The 15,296-nt window shown below is 46.9% G+C and carries 13 protein-coding genes; 2 read left to right on the top strand and 11 right to left on the bottom strand.

What is annotated here, in order from left to right:
* Positions 1–104: 104 nt before the first annotated feature.
* The 5 genes from MHI52_RS02715 to MHI52_RS02695 form a co-directional block, all read right to left on the bottom strand.
* The gene (locus MHI52_RS02715) at positions 105–1,118 is read right to left on the bottom strand and encodes an NADP-dependent oxidoreductase (RefSeq protein ID WP_036607487.1); all 1,014 of its coding nucleotides are present in this window, start codon (positions 1,116–1,118) and stop codon (positions 105–107) included.
* A 174-nt stretch (positions 1,119–1,292) separates the two neighbouring features.
* Entirely contained in the window at positions 1,293–2,039 is a 747-nt protein-coding gene (gene map, locus MHI52_RS02710) for a type I methionyl aminopeptidase (protein WP_036607489.1), read from the bottom strand.
* A 640-nt stretch (positions 2,040–2,679) separates the two neighbouring features.
* Positions 2,680–2,928 carry a hypothetical protein gene (locus MHI52_RS02705; protein ID WP_036672183.1) on the bottom strand — a complete coding sequence of 83 codons (249 nt, stop codon included), beginning with the start codon at positions 2,926–2,928 and terminating at the stop codon, positions 2,680–2,682.
* A gap of 161 nt (positions 2,929–3,089) precedes the next feature.
* Positions 3,090–3,911, bottom strand: coding sequence for a serine/threonine protein kinase (locus MHI52_RS02700; protein ID WP_405158392.1), 822 nt, complete (start codon positions 3,909–3,911; stop codon positions 3,090–3,092).
* Positions 3,912–4,046: 135 nt separating this feature from the next.
* A complete protein-coding gene (locus MHI52_RS02695; RefSeq protein ID WP_051447040.1) occupies positions 4,047–4,733 on the bottom strand; it encodes a hypothetical protein in 687 nt (228 codons plus the stop codon).
* 545 nt (positions 4,734–5,278) lie between these two features.
* Between MHI52_RS02695 and MHI52_RS02690 the strand changes: the two genes are divergently transcribed.
* Positions 5,279–6,232 carry an L-lactate dehydrogenase gene (locus tag MHI52_RS02690; RefSeq protein WP_405158391.1) on the top strand — a complete coding sequence of 318 codons (954 nt, stop codon included), beginning with the start codon at positions 5,279–5,281 and terminating at the stop codon, positions 6,230–6,232.
* Between the two features lie 164 nt (positions 6,233–6,396).
* On the opposite strand, the gene MHI52_RS02685 is transcribed toward MHI52_RS02690, so the two are convergent.
* The gene (locus MHI52_RS02685; protein ID WP_405158390.1) at positions 6,397–9,105 is read right to left on the bottom strand and encodes a PAS domain S-box protein; all 2,709 of its coding nucleotides are present in this window, start codon (positions 9,103–9,105) and stop codon (positions 6,397–6,399) included.
* Between the two features lie 678 nt (positions 9,106–9,783).
* Between MHI52_RS02685 and MHI52_RS02680 the strand changes: the two genes are divergently transcribed.
* Positions 9,784–10,344, top strand: coding sequence for an acyltransferase (locus tag MHI52_RS02680; RefSeq protein ID WP_405158389.1), 561 nt, complete (start codon positions 9,784–9,786; stop codon positions 10,342–10,344).
* A 93-nt stretch (positions 10,345–10,437) separates the two neighbouring features.
* On the opposite strand, the gene MHI52_RS02675 is transcribed toward MHI52_RS02680, so the two are convergent.
* The 5 genes from MHI52_RS02675 to MHI52_RS02655 form a co-directional block, all read right to left on the bottom strand.
* A complete protein-coding gene (locus tag MHI52_RS02675; RefSeq protein ID WP_405158388.1) occupies positions 10,438–11,172 on the bottom strand; it encodes an ABC transporter permease in 735 nt (244 codons plus the stop codon).
* Position 11,173: 1 nt separating this feature from the next.
* The gene (locus tag MHI52_RS02670; protein ID WP_339285259.1) at positions 11,174–11,890 is read right to left on the bottom strand and encodes an ABC transporter permease; all 717 of its coding nucleotides are present in this window, start codon (positions 11,888–11,890) and stop codon (positions 11,174–11,176) included.
* Positions 11,887–12,801 (bottom strand): ABC transporter ATP-binding protein, encoded by a 915-nt coding sequence (locus MHI52_RS02665; protein WP_047840345.1) that lies wholly within the window; start codon positions 12,799–12,801, stop codon positions 11,887–11,889. The genes MHI52_RS02670 and MHI52_RS02665 overlap by 4 nt, the downstream gene beginning before the upstream one ends.
* Before the next feature lie 85 nt (positions 12,802–12,886).
* Complete coding sequence (locus MHI52_RS02660; protein WP_405158387.1) at positions 12,887–14,398, bottom strand: histidine kinase dimerization/phospho-acceptor domain-containing protein; 1,512 nt, start codon at positions 14,396–14,398, stop codon at positions 12,887–12,889.
* A 56-nt stretch (positions 14,399–14,454) separates the two neighbouring features.
* The gene (locus tag MHI52_RS02655) at positions 14,455–15,138 is read right to left on the bottom strand and encodes a response regulator transcription factor (protein WP_017690959.1); all 684 of its coding nucleotides are present in this window, start codon (positions 15,136–15,138) and stop codon (positions 14,455–14,457) included.
* Between the last annotated feature and the right edge of the window lie 158 nt (positions 15,139–15,296).

The following is a 15,296-nucleotide window of genomic DNA, read 5'->3' as shown; positions in this document are numbered from 1 at the left end:
ACGCACAGATTTACAGATAAAAAAGACACGTTCTGCTGCACCCTCGGTGTGCAGAACGTGTCTTTTCGTTTTCAACCTAATTGTACATGTAAACCATTCAATATCTATTCAGGATCTGCAACCTTAACCAGTTGCTTGCCCAGATTATCTCCCGAGAAGAGACCCATGAATGCTTCCGGCGTCTGTTCGAACCCGTCCACAATGTTTTCTTCATACTGGATATGACCTTCCTTGATCCATTTCGCCAACTTGGCGCGGCCTTCCTTGAAGGATTTCGTATAGTCACCCAGCAGGAAACCTTTCATTAATGCTGTATTTGTTAACAGCAACGTCTGTGGTCGCATCCCGATATCCGGCTTCTCCAGATTATAGGACGAGATCTGACCGCATAACGGAATACGTGCATTCCGATTGATGTGGCGCAAGACTGCATCCGAGATGTCACCGCCAACATTGTCAAAGTAGACATCTACGCCGTCCGGGCAAGCCCGTTCAATGGCCGCTGACATATCCTGCTCCTTCTTGTAGTTCAACACCACGTCGAAGCCCAGCTTTTCTTTCAAATAAGCGCATTTCTCATCAGAGCCTGCAATACCAACCACGCGTGCTCCCACAATTTTACCAATCTGACCTGCAATCATGCCTACCGCTCCGGCTGCTCCCGATACAACAACCGTTTCGCCGTCCTTCGGTTTGCCGATGTCCTCCATACCAAAATAAGCCGTCAGACCCGTCAGGCCCAGCGCACCCAGGTAAGCCGTGATTGGTGCTTCTTCGGTATCAATTAGCGAAAGATCAGCCGTATTCACTGCGGCATATTGTTGCCAGCCCCACATACCGGATACGAGGTCACCTTTGCGCAGATTCGGTTCCGAAGATTCCACAACCTGTCCAATGGCTCCACCCTTAATCACTTCATTTAACGCGTACGGTGCAGCATAGGATTTTGTATCTTTCATGCGGCCCCGCATGTATGGATCAACCGACAAATATAATGTACGTACCAGGACTTGCCCAGCTTCCGGTTCAGGAAGAGGTGCATCAATGAATTTGAAATTCTCTCTGGATGGGGCACCTTCGGGACGAGAAGCAAGTACGATCTGTTTATTTAAAGACACCAAAATTACCTCCTTGTTGCCAAGTGGACGCAAGGTTAACCCTTGTCAGCTGAGATCACTTACCACTGGCTCTGTGTTATCACTTCTTAATAGTTTAAACCGAAACAGGCGGTTCACAAACGTGGGCCGCCTTGAAATATGCAAATATCGTCACATTGTAGCTGCTTTTGGCTATTATTGTGCTGTCAAAATCACTGGACCATCCGCCGTAATCGCAATCGTATGTTCATACTGGGCAGACAGACTTCCATCCAAAGTACGAGCAGTCCATCCATCTGAATCCAGCTTACTTCGGAACGTACCAATATTCAGCATCGGTTCGATCGTAATAACCATGCCTTCCTTGAGACGCGGACCCCGATGAGGCGGACCGTAGTGAGGGACTTGTGGTTCCTCATGCATCTTCTCACCAATGCCGTGTCCGATAAACTCACGCACAACCGATAGGCCTTCACCTTCTGCATACACTTGAATCGCATTGGAGATATCTCCGATCCGGTTGCCCACCACGGCAAGTTCAATGCCTTTGTACAGAGAGTTTTTCGTTACATCCAGCAGATGTTGTGCTTCCGGAGTCACTTCACCTACGGCATATGACCAAGCCGAATCCGCCAGCCAGCCATTCAGATTAACGACCATGTCGATTGTAACGATATCGCCGTCTTTCAATGCATATTTTCCCGGAAACCCGTGACAGATCACATCATTAACCGACGCACATGTCGCATATTGGTATCCGTTATATCCCTTTTGTTCCGGCGTAGCGCCATTTTTCTTCATAAAAGCTTCTGCAAACTGGTCGATCTCCTGTGTCGTAATGCCTGGACGAATCATCTTTGCAATTTCTCTATGGCATGCGGCGAGAATTTCTCCGGCTTTTTTCATATATTCAATCTGTTCTTTGGTCTTTATTGTAATCATAACAACTACTCCTGTCCGTTAAAATCTTATCCTGTCCTCTATTGTAACGCTAAACACTCAAAATAAAAAATTCCGTGCGATCAGCAACATCCTATTATACGCCAAGCTCCTGTCCAATGAATACAATTATCCATGAAAAAATCGAAACCCCTTCTGATTTAGCTGCGTATATGCTTAAAACAGTTGAAGTCGAAAGGGTGAAAGCTCATGTTCAAAAAGATTATCGGCAAACTTATCGATTCCAAATCTTCATCTCACCGCAAACGTCATAGCTCCTCCGACAGGCGCTCATATAAACGTCACAGCAGTTCCTCAGGCAAGCGCTCATACAAGCGCTATTCTTCTTCGGATGTGAAATACCGGGATAGCCGTAGTGGCTCCGGGTATTACAAAAGCAGAAAATACAGCTCCAGCTAAGCTGCTAACACGACTGCTTTTAAGAGCAATGATCACACAACAGCTTATTAGACGCTACAATAAATGAATATGTAATAAAGGGGTGTTCGCTAGCCATACACACGGCTAACAGAACACCCCTTTATTGTTTCTATATAAGTATGTATCAATTTTCCTGAGTAAAACGAACACTTCTGATTTGAGCGAGAGCCTGTCTTGCTGAAGGTGTCCACTGGATCAACATCTATAAATTCCCTTTTTCAATTGCGTCAATTATATCATCTGTAGAGTAGACCCTACCCGAAGAAATATCTTTTTTGGCTTGCATAATTAAAGCTTTGAGCTCCAGATCACTTTCTATTTCTTCCTGAACCACGTTTTCCAGCGGCTTGATTAAATAATGCTTACCTTCAATATCCACAATGGTGTCTTTTTTGCTATGAAACCATGTTTTGAATAATTCGGCATGATCGCCTTCCAGTTTTTTAAGCATAAGATGAATCGCCTCCTTCAACGTGTAATTGTTATCCATTATATCATTTAACCCACTGTTTTGATACGTTTTGCATTTTCAGCAAAAAGGAAAAAGACCCCTGAAGATATAATACGAAGAGGTCACGGATAACAAATATAGGTCCGCCTATAGAGCTTATTTCATTGTAATTTCAGCAACATATTCTCAATCTCTGCCTGTAACTCTGTCGCCCCACCCTCATAACTTGGCCGGAGTCCAAGGAGTCGCTCCAGCATCTGGTGCAATTCCGGCGTAAGCTTCAGTTCCTCCTGCCAGCTGGCGGGTTCACGGCCCTTCTCTGGCTCATAAGCCGAATACAGCATAAAGAGAAGAAAGTGGCCGATATCCTGCAAATCATGATCCGGTATAGCCGGTTCATCTTCAGGCTCAGGGACTTCACGCATACGTCGCTTCAGCTCCGGCAACAACGGCTCCCCCAAGCGTCTCGCCAGGCCAAAGTCAATCAAATGCACCGTACCTTCACGTAAAATAACATTGGGAATCCGCACATCTCCATGAATATATCCCTGCTCATGCAAATGAGCCACTGGAGCCAGCAGTTGACCTGCCAATTCCACACATTCCCGCTCCGTATATCGAAGACCTTGCTCAAATATGCAATCTTCCAGCGTCTGTCCACGAATATACTCGGTAACGATATAACTTCGTCTCCCAGATGTGAACACATCCAATAGATCAGGGATCGCCGGATGATGCAGACGTCTCATCACGTCCGCCTCCCGCTCCAACAGGTGCGCAGAGAGTCTGCCCTTGCTAGGTTTGGACTCCTTCAATGCCACTTCCCTGCCGTTCTGGTCATCTGTACACAGGTATGTCAGCCCATAGCTCCCCATACCCAGCAATTCCTGTATTGTATAACGCTCAGCAATGGTCGTGCCTTTCCGCCGAGGACGATCCGTCCATAGTCCGAGCAATCTTTGCCAACTTCGTCGCAGCTCCACAGATCCTCCCACGCCAGCTTCCTAATCCACTCAGTCTTTATCTATACTGAGCAGTTCGTTGCCAGTCTTCATGTTGTATGGAGCTTATTATATCAGGCCCATAATGCAAAATCACGATGGGTAAATGCCTGTTGCTCAAGCTTCCTTATGCTTCTTGGGCAGGAACCCGAACAACATACGTAGGGATACTCCTTTGGGTTTGCGTTTTCTTCCCTGAAAACTGCGCAGATTGGTTACGAGTTCACGATCCCGCTCCTCTTCCAGCTTCTCGTTCATCCATAGACGCTGTTTTTCCATCTGTTCCTGAAGAGCCATATGTGTATCAGCCAGATGCTGAAGGGTCAGCTCCAGTTCATCGACCCGCTGTTGCAGCAACTGTACCCGATCATCCTGCTGTTGTTCTACAGCACCATAAGTCACCTCACTTACCAGTTGCCCCAGACCTTCATAGGATCTCAGATTACCCATTATTTCAGGTTCTTGAGGGAGTACAGATGACATGACTGTCGCTGCACATTCCGTCTCTGACAGACCTTCAATTCCCACCACCGGGACATCTACTTCTACTACAGCTACAGGTACTTCTGGAGCCAATACAGTCACCACAGCATCAGCCAGGGGTAGATTATGCTCTCTGAGTTCAGTCATCAGGCGTTCAATGCACTCGATGTCGTCGGACTTGAATAGTCTGGATTTGTTGGCTGACCGTTCGAACCGGTATCCCTGTTCTTCCAGTGCCGCCGCATATTTACGAAGAGTACTGGCACCTATGCCCAGGCTCTTGGCCGTTTCCGTCGTTGCTCCTGCTTCTTCAATCATCATTAATTCCCTCCCGGAATGAAGTCTTTTGGGAATCAATTTCATAATACCTTTAGTGAGTTATGAAATTGATTCTTGGATAAAAACATTATGGCTTCAGCGTTCCTTTATGAAACCGTCATCGGATCGGGGCAACCTGTCTCATGGATAAAGTATGTTTATGTTTTGCTTGTCCGTATGTATTCGTCAGCTTCTCGGCAGATCCCTTTGGCGGTTTTGTTCTGTTTCTGCGGATTCCTAAGAAGTTTTGTCAGGTATATGATCCGCACAAATAACCCCCCATCCGACAACAAACATGAATGCTGTCATGTCGAATGACACAGGTGCAAACGCCGTCAAATCTTATGATTATGGATTATTCATGTCAATTTTGTTAACTCCGTTACTCCAATACGCTCCCGCGATAGCGGATATCATTGCTGCACAACTTTTCCATGTGTTATCTTATGTAACGTAGAAGTGGATTACAGCATAAAATAAAGGACTATACTTAACATAGGACGCATGAGTAACGGATAAATATCAATCTAAATGGGGGCTGAACGGCAGTGTTAGGCAAATCAGGCAAAGTAGCGGTGATCGGGGCGGGTCTTGTCGGTTCGAGTTGTGCGTATTCCATGATTAATCAATCGATATGCAGGGAAATTATGATGGTGGACCGGACGTATGACCGTGCTGTAGCACAGGCACTGGATTTTTCCCATTGTATGGATTTCACACATAACCGCACCAAGGTATATGCAGGCACGTACGCCGATTGTGGCAATATGGATGTTATTATCTTAACTGCCGGGGCAAATCCCAAGCCAGGACAGACACGGCTGGATATTCTGGAGGAAGCGGAGTCGATTGCCAAAGACATCGTGGTCCCGATCATGAACAGTGGATTTAACGGGATTTTTGTCGTCGCTGCCAATCCGGTTGACATAGTAACTTATATGGTATGGAAATTATCCGGCCTCCCGCGCGAACACGTCATCGGTACAGGCACGTCCATTGACTCTTCACGACTCAAAACACTGCTGTCTGAAGTCTTCTCCATCGATCCACGCAGTGTGCATGGTTATGCTCTCGGAGAGCATGGAGAATCCCAGTTCGTGGCCTGGTCGCATGTGACCATCGGTGGCAAACCGATTATGCATATCATGGATCAGCACAAGGAGCGCTTCAAACATCTGGATCTGGAGGATATTGCACGCAAAACAAAGGATGCCGGCTGGGAGATCTTTACCCGTAAAGGTTCTACCCAATTCGGAATCGGCAATGCCCTCGCGCATATCACTCGTTCCATCCTCAATGACGAACACAAGATCATCGCCGTATCAGCTATCCTGGATGGAGAGTACGAGCAACATAACGTCTGCGTCGGTGTTCCTGCAATCATCGGTGGCAATGGTATTCAAGAGATTATCGAATTGAATCTGGATGCAACGGAACGTGAGAAATTCAACAATTCCTGTGAAATCCTATCAGGTAACATCCATCGTCTGACATTGGTATAAGCCATTCGTGTACAACTCCACACTGTATGCTTCAGCTCAACTTCAAAAGCCGGCCAACGCAAACATGCCAATAACACTCCATCAGTGGAGGATTATTGGCATGTTTGCGCTTATTATTTTTCACAGCCAGATGAATCAATTTCATAATTGATTTGAGTAGTTGTTCAATTCGGTGCAAGCTGAGGTTCGTCCCTTGGTCCCCATTGCTGTAACACTCGCTTCAACTCACTCAGCATAACCGGTTTGCTAATGAAGTCACGCATACCCATCTCCAGGCAAGCTTCCTTGTCTTCACGTTTGGCATTGCCTGTAACTGCGATGATTGGAGGTATGCGATCCTGTGGAATTAGGCGGCGTAACAGGTCTGTCGCCTTCAGTCCATCCATCACAGGCATATGAATATCCATCAGGACAATATCATAAGCATTCTGAGAGATGGCATCAATTGCCTCCACACCATTAGTACATACATCTGCGTGGTATCCGAGCTTCTCCAGATATTCTCGCAAAATCTTCCGGTTTACCGGATGATCCTCCGCCACCAGAATACGCATGGCGACCTTGTCACTTTGACGTGTGCGATCATGATGGAACTGACTTGCTGTCTGTTCTGCTGAAGCATCTACACTCGCCGCAGGAACAGCAAACCGGAAGGTTGAGCCTTCCCCTTCTATACTCTCGACACTGATACTGCCTCCCATGATCTCCACGAGTCGCTTGGAGATGACCAGTCCCAGTCCGGTACCACCATACTTCCGGTTAATCACCGGGTGTAGTTGAGAGAAGGACTGAAACAACTGATCCAGCTTGTCAGCGGGGATGCCAATTCCCGTATCTTGCACCGCAAAATCAAGAACACTGTCTTCAGGCTTTCTGCCCTTGATAATATCCACGGCAACCTCAATGCTTCCCTGATCTGTGAACTTGAGCGCATTGCCAACCAAGTTCACCAGAATCTGCCGGATACGTATGGCGTCACCGACCATGAACTCAGGGATGCTCGGATTGAGACGATATCTGATCTCCAGATGTTTCTCATCTGCACGCGGTTTAAACAGTTCGGCAACCTGTTCCAGCATCTTACGTAATGCAAATGGTTCATAAGCCAGTGCCATTTTCCCGGATTCCAGCTTACTGAAGTCCAAAATATCATTAAGGATGTTCAGCAGAGCATCGCCGCTGTCTCGAATAATTTCCGCATATTCACGCTGTTCTTCCGATAAATCGGTACCGATCAACAATTCTGTCATCCCCACGATCCCGTTCATCGGTGTCCGGATCTCATGGCTAACCATCGACAGAAATTCCGACTTGGCCTGAGCTGCCAGCTCAGCTGTCTCTTTGGCACGTACAATTTCACGTTCGCCAGTCACATCATTAAATACAACCACCGCACCCTGAATCTGTCCCTGTTCAATAATCGGCGTCACCTGATACTGCACCAGAAAGCTGCTGCCATCTTTACGCCAGAACACATCTTCCTTGATTGAACGTATCTGCCCATCCAACACGGTCATGTGGATCGGGCATTCTTCTTGTGGCAAATGACTTCCGTCTGCACGGGTGTGATGGATGATGGGATGTGAGTTTTTGCCAATGAATTCTTTCGCCTCATAACCGAACATCGAAGCTGCTGCTGGATTCATAAACATGGTGATTCCATCCGCATCCAAACCAAATATTCCTTCCGTAACCGTGTTGAGAATCAGCTCATGTTGCTTGCTGAGCTCCTGAATCCGTTCCGTGTATTCCTTGCGCTCGGTAATATCGGACACGATCCCATAAACGCCGACCATTTCCTTATCCACAATAATGGGCACATTCGTAACAGATACTTCAATCTTCCGACCACTTGAATTGACAACTCGGGTCTCATAATATTGGGGTTCGCCTTGCTTCACCATGTCAAAATAATGTTTGCCATGTTGCACTTCACATTTATCCAGATTGGATAAAAAAGATTGGCCAATAAGCTTATTGCGCGGAATATCCAACATTTGCACCAGTTTGCTGTTTACTGCACTGTATTTACCTTCCAGATTCAATGAATACACAGCTGCCGGGTTATGTTCGAACAACGATCTGTATCGCTGACGACTTTCTCGAAGACGTCGGTCCGCATCCTTATGTTGGGTAATATCCCTGCTGATGCTTACAATCTGGACACTCTTTCCAGACTCTCCAGCCACAGGTTTCGCCAATGTCTCCATCCAGATATAATGTCCCTTCTTGTGCAACACACGCATCTTGCAGCCATTGCCGATCTTGGAAAGATCCATAGGGTCTGGATAATCTCCCGAATAACAATAATCCTTGAAGGACTTTCCTATGACTTCCTCCGGCTTATAACCCAGTAAGGTGTACACAGAAGGGGAAACGTATAACAACTCGCCATCCGTAGCACAAGTTGTAATCAGATCTTGTGCATGGTCAGCCAGCACCTGATATTTCTCCTGTGCCTCCTTAAGCTCACGTTGCACTTCCAGGATATCGGTAACATCTTTGGCAATGCCATAGATTCCTACAACTTCTTTTTCCTCCGTTATAGGCACATACGTTACCTCTGCCTGTTTCAGGGATCCATCTTTATGATAAAAAGTAATGGGATTACTGACTGAACGTCCAGCCAGTACCTCTTTAATGTATTGTTTACGTGAATTTTCACTGTCCGGAGGACAGATCTCCCTCTGATTCATACGAATCAAGTCATCCAGTGTATACCCAGATATCCGCTCTACCGAGGGATTAGCATCAATATAGTTTCCATGGATGTCCATTACATAAATGGCATCCGGATGGTTAAAAAACAGTGATTGGTAAGAACTTCCCTCAGAAATAATGCGCTTCAGGGTTTCCGTTTTATTAATATCCAAGGCTTACCCCTCTTTTCTCAGCCAATATCTTCATCTAACAGCAGGGATTAATTATCCCTTACAAAAATGGGCCTACCCTCGAATAACCATGTAAGCCTGCCTAGAAACAGCTTTTTTTATTTTACCAGATTCTCGTCTCATTTTGCTTGTAATCTATGATTCAATTCACGTGATGTGTGAGGTAATACTTGGAATTTTGATTTACTTAGGAGGTGCCTGCAAAGGCAGACATTTTATACAAAGATCAAATTAAGCCTCTAACAAGCTTGAAGTTCAATTCCACGTCAGCTGATTCTGGCGGATGGCTAAACGATTTTCTAAAGAACTCAGGACATCTTATTTAGCGTCCATGTGCTCTTTTTATATTTTAAGAAACATCAGACACGTTAATCCCCATAATCTCCTGTCATATACGCTGCAAACGGTTGTTTCATTGGATATAACATGTCTCAGGTTCCTTAGATTGCTGAGATCACTTCAAATCCATGATTAAGACTCCTCAGATTCGTTAGGGAGTTGAGAGGATGAACCCGACCCCCGCCTGAAGCAAATTTTCTCAAAGAAAGAGAGATCATCTGCTCTTATGATGCCTCGATGTAAAATTAACGATACATTTTGTATCAAAAAGGCTATAATCTTTAAAAAAGTTTTTTTGATTACGGAGAGGACGGATGAATCATGCTGCCCAACAGAGTTAAAATTGTTTACGGTAAACTAAGAGGTTTGGCCATCTTTGGTAAAATCCAGCCCTCTATTGGCCTGCTGCCACGAATCAGGGGTAAGGTTTATCTGAATAAATTGGGTGACTTGCAGGTGGGAAAACGTCTTAACATTATAGGCAAACCTTGGGGAACCCAGTTAACCGTGGTCAAAGGTGCACGATTAACCATTGGCGATGACGTCATGATTAATGCAGGTGTGGGGATTGCCGCTAACGTTGAAGTGACCATCGGCAATAACGTCATGATTGGTCCTCGAACAAGCATATTCGACAGTGCCTACCACCGAATTGACTCGCTGGATGACGGGAGCCAGACTGCCAAGCGGATTGTGATTCAGGATAATGCCTGGATTGGTACAGGCGCGCTTATTTTGCCCGGAGTGACTATTGGCAGAAATGCAGTCGTGGCAGCAGGAAGCACGGTAACCAAAGATGTACCCGACAATACACTTGTAGCCGGGGCACCAGCCAAAATCATTCGGGAGCTGACCATTCATGATGGGTGGGTCAGACATTAGAAAAAATCCTCCTGAAGCCTACATACAATGGAGTTTGCATGTTTTGCTTAAAGAGGATTTTGATCTACGATAACCAAGGGTGTAACGAATTATTCAGATTTCTTTTTTCGCAAAATACATCATGCCGATTCCAATGAAAATAACAGCACTGCCTCCAACAACCGCCAGCATTGTGATCAGTGGAACATTGTAGGCTCCGAAACCTGTGCCGTCCACGGGTGTCATCAGAATCATCGGTTGTGCCCATGGATAATACGGCCCATATGTCGCCGAGTTTACAATGAGAATATTCGGTATGGTCAGTGCAAAATTCAGTGCGAGCGGTGCGGCAAAGCTGCTCCACACCAATGAAACGAACATCTGTAGGGCAGCCAAGGGTACACAGGCCAGCAACCCAAGCAGCAGTTTGCCTACCAAGAATCCCCAAGGTACTGGCATCGTAATGCCATGAATCATGCCTGCCAGCAGAATGGACATCAGCAACAATGCTTGCGTACCCGCCAGAAGCATGAGTACAATCGTCAGTTTACCTGCATATACACCTGAACGTGTGAGCGGCAAAACCAGCATCTGCTTCCACCCTCCACCTGCATGTTCAAAACGGCAGACAAAGGACGTAAACACGCCAGTCAGCATCGGTAACAATAACAATCCGTGCAGGAAAACCATCGTGGTCATCAATACCTGCCAATTTCCCGATGGCGTGGACAACAGTCCGATGAGCAGCGCAATGAGTGGACTCAGCAGAATCAGGAGCCATATGGGCGATTTACCCATTTTCAATCGTTCAGCGGACAAAATTCGGAAGTACGTTGTCGCAAAGCTCATATCAGGCCACATCCTTCCGGCTAAAATGCATCATACCCAGCAACAGGATCAATAACCCTAGACCTGCCCCCATGCCTGCATACAGGTATGGATTAGGCCCATTCCAGGCCATCTGTGCCCATGCGAGCGGAAAGCTCGGTGAGATACTGAGTGAGAACATACCCGTTATCGCGAGAACGATGCCCAGGGTGACGGGAAGCGCCTGATTTTTGTTAACCATCGTGAGCCACAACTCCAGTGACAACACCGGAAGTGCACCAGCCAAAGGCAATAGCCCCAGCTTGATTGCATGTGTCCAAGGTATTTCGCTGGCATGGAATCCGAGGATCAGACCCAGACCTACAATGCCTGCGGTTAAGAGCAGGCAGGAGATCACCAGTAGCACACAAGCAAGCAGGAACTTGGCTAAATACACGGCTGATCTGGGAATGGGCATCGCGAGCAACTGTTTCCAAGATCCCTGTTCATGCTCAACATTAGCGATCATGGAGCTGAGAATGGTTGCTCCCAGCATCAGAGACAAGGGCACAAAGACAACCACATTGCCCAATAATCCGCCCCACAGGTTATCTGCATACTGCTCTTTCAGATAGTCCAACCGTAAGCCAAAATTAAGCGCCTGCATCGCTGTCAATCCAAGAGGGGCCAGAAAGACAAGAAACCAGATCCCTTTCCCCCGAATCTTGAGCCAGTCTGACGATAATGCTCGCCCGGTCATATGGAAGCCCCCTCGCCAATGACCCGCATGAACAGATCTTCCAGCGACTGACGCTGTTCCTCTACACGATACACATCATGATCCTGCTCAATTAATCGGCGTACAAGCAGTGCCACTGAACTGTTATCCATATAAGGGAACGTTAATGCAGCACCTTGTTGCTGACCAAATTGGCCCTGTTCTCTCGCCAGCTTCATAGCCTCTTCCGGCTCGGAAACCGTTAACCGGATAGAGCTACCCGTCTGACTATGCAGACTTGCGATAGTATCCTGAAGCACCATCTTGCCTTCACGGATAATACCAACACGACTTGCCATCTGTTCGACTTCACTCAGCAAGTGGCTGGAAACCAGAACGGTAATGCCATGTTCCAGCGGCATGCGTTTGATCAGTTCCCGAATCTCCTGAATACCGGCAGGATCAAGCCCATTCGTTGGTTCGTCCAGAATCAGCAGCTCCGGTTCACCCAGCAAAGCGCTGGCAATACCCAGACGTTGCTTCATCCCAAGGGAATACCCCTTCACTGAACGTTTGGCATCCTTGGTCAGATCTACAATGGACAGCACTTCAGCAATTCTTGATTTTGGTACATTGATGATGCGGCGCAAAGTTTCCAGATTCTCTACTGCGTTCAGATGTCCGTAATAGGACGGGTATTCGACCAAGGAACCCACACGGCGCAAAATATCCATGCGATCCTTGCGGATGTCCTTGTCGAAGACACGGATCACGCCTTTGGTTGGTTTAATCAAGCCGAGAAGCATGCGAATCGTTGTTGTTTTGCCGGCGCCATTGGGACCGAGGAAGCCGTAGATATCTCCCTTTTTAATATGCAGATCAAGTTCACGGACCGCTGCACGGTCCCGGTATGTTTTCCATAGATTAGCCGTTTGAATAATATTTTCACTCACTGTATGATCACCTCAGAACTATCGTAACCTTCCAAGGTTAAAGCCAAAGTAGTCTCCAGTTTAAGTTTAGTTTAAAAAAGCTATTTCAGCGGTTGGTTGTTTCCCTGTTTCCCTTACCACTGTAGATATATGTCTGGACACCCGTATCGGAACTGTCTACCCGCTTGCGCAGACCCATCTCACGAATCAACAGGTCTACAATGGATAAGCCCAGACCTGTGCCTTTTGTGTCGGACTCCTGTTGCATTCCCGGACCCCGATCCTGAATAACGATGGCCGTCTCACCCTGAATCTCCTGAGTTGATATACCAATATATTTCCCGCTGTCGGCATGACGGATCACGTTTTGGAACAAATTATCAAGAATACGACGCATGCCCTGTTCATCCATATGCCAGATCAGCGGTTCCTCCGGGAGGTCAATATCAATCTCAAATTGCTCCTTCTCCCAGACTGGGTACCAGGCGGCCGCCGTTTCCCTGACGATCCGCAGTATATCTTTCTCTTCCAGCTTCAGTGTATATTTCCCACTCGTGAGCAAATTGTAGGATAACATGTTGTCAATGAGCCCGCCGAGGTCCTCCATCTTTGCTTCCATGCGATGTAATGAACGGTCACCTTGCTCGCTCAGCTCTTCCTTGTGCAAAGCATGCATATGTCCACGAATCACCGTTAGCGGGGTACGCAGATCGTGGGAAAGCCCCGCAATGAGACGTTTGCGCAATTGTTCTTCCTCGCGTTCACGGTGGCGGCTGTCGGACAGTTGATGCACCATCTGATTGAAGGCTTCCTCTAGTTGACCAATCTCGTCTGACCGGCGGATATCTACCGGAAGCGGGAGGCCTTCCTTGCCTGTGGTTATCATGGCCGTCTGCAACCGAATAAGTCGTTTGCGAATGCGTGCGAAGAAGAGAATCGACATAACGATGAAGATCAGAAAGATAAGGGTCATTACGATACCAAGATACAAGAGTTCCATCGGCCAGTTACTCTGATTCATTTGCAGAAGTGACCGCGGCACTTCAATGATCATGAATCCCTGTCCTTTGTCCTGCTCAGCTCCGCCAATATATGCAACTACAGTCAGTGGATCGCGAAAGGAAGCTACTTTCATGAATTGCACCGTATTGTTTACATTCCATAAGGCTGGAATATAAGTCTCTGTCGTTTGCCCGGAATCCAGTGACCATCTCAATGTCGTATCTGTCCTGCCATCCGGCGACGTGGATTTCAGAAGCGTTACATCTTCACCACCAAGAATAAAGAGGGTCTCACCACTCACATTCACACGATACATGGAAGATTTGGGATACGAGTCATGTAATTGCTCCAACCGGGCCTTAATCTCTTCATCCGAAGCACCATCCAAGTTCTTCGCTTCATGTGACCAGAGGTTACTGATCTTAGTAACATCACCGTAAGGAGCGGCACGGTTCATATTCGTGTCCGTGTTATTCACTACAACAATATATATAACGGATATGATCGGAAGCACAACGGGCACAAATAATACAGCCGCCAAGATCAGAATGATGTATCTGGACATCAAGGACCGCCCAAAGCGAAGCTTGCGCCGCCCGGATTGCTTTTGCTCCATGCTTCGTTCTCCCTTCCGTTCTCCCTTCATGATCTTCCGTTCTCTGAACCACCGAATCATGGCTTCTTCACACGATATCCCACACCACGGACTGTCTGAATAACTACTGGATTGGCCGGATCAAGCTCCAGCTTTTCGCGTAGATGTCGAATATGTACCATTAAAGTTTTGTCCCCATCCAGATAGGGCTCGTTCCAGACGGCTTCATAGATCTGCTCTTTGGTTCGAATCATGCCCATATGTCGTAGCAGGTAGGCGAAGATGTGGAACTGTTTTCCCGATAAAATAATCTCATCTCCCGTCTCCTCATTGACGATCCGGTTGTCCTTCTCATAGATGGAGAGATGATCCAGCTTCAGGGCTGTATCCGATGAGACCGCTGTTCCTGCCTTACGCAGTTGTACTTCAATCCGGGCAGCCAGTTCATCGGGGTGAAATGGTTTGGTCACATAGTCATCGGCAAAATCAAGACCGTGCAACTTATCGTCAATGGACGTTCTGGCCGAGAGCATGACAATGGGCACGGCGGGATGTTCTTTTTTCAGTCGCTGGCCCACCGTAAATCCATCCAGCCCAGGCAGCATGACATCAAGAATAATGAGTGAACAACCGACAGCAGCCTCCGCTGCACCTTCACCACTGCCGAGCCATACCACCTCATAACCGCGCTCCTCCAGATCGGCTCTGACCCAAGTCGCAATTTCCGTATCATCTTCAATATATAACAGTTTGGTTTTCATCCGAATATTCGTTTCCTTTCTGCCCCCAATGGGTTAATGATATATCTGAGCATCATCATGATAAAAGCTGTCTATATCATATGGATTCATGTCTTGTTGAGCAAATGTTGAAGTCCTTTACGTTACCATACATGCTAATTATAGCTTATCCATTAACG

Source organism: Paenibacillus sp. FSL H8-0283, assembly GCF_045040675.1.
Taxonomy (GTDB): Bacteria; Bacillota; Bacilli; order Paenibacillales; family Paenibacillaceae; genus Paenibacillus; species Paenibacillus amylolyticus.
Note: the sequence above shows the minus strand (reverse complement) of the source record. Positions and strands in the feature narration are given on the sequence as shown.